Below are 319 nucleotides of genomic sequence, written 5' to 3'. Positions count from 1 at the left end.
CTATCGCATCACATGCGATAGGTCTCTCGTGCTTGGCGACGTCCTACTCTCCCAAGACCCTGCGGTCTAAGTACCATTGGCGCTGGAGGGCTTAACGGTCGTGTTCGGTATGGGAACGCGTGGTTCCCCTCCGCCATCGCCACCAAACGTAGCGTGTTGCACGCTGAAAACTGGATACGAAAGATTAGGCTTGCTGAAGCCTTTTTAGCTGCTGTCTACTGGATGTATGGGTCACAGTAAACGTGTTTAGGATAAGCCCTCGACCGATTAGTATTCGTCAGCTACACACATTGCTGTGCTTCCACCCCGAACCCCGAAC

General features: G+C 53.3%; 1 rRNA gene. It reads right to left on the bottom strand.

The window, feature by feature from the left end:
- Positions 1-30: 30 nt before the first annotated feature.
- A 5S ribosomal RNA gene (gene rrf / locus AB4Z45_RS33110) occupies positions 31-147 on the bottom strand.
- Between the last annotated feature and the right edge of the window lie 172 nt (positions 148-319).

The sequence above is a fragment of the Paenibacillus sp. MCAF9 genome, assembly GCF_052114265.1.
Taxonomy (GTDB): Bacteria; Bacillota; Bacilli; order Paenibacillales; family Paenibacillaceae; genus Pristimantibacillus.
The sequence above is the reverse complement of the archived record's forward strand: the minus strand, read 5'-3'. Positions and strand labels throughout refer to the sequence as shown.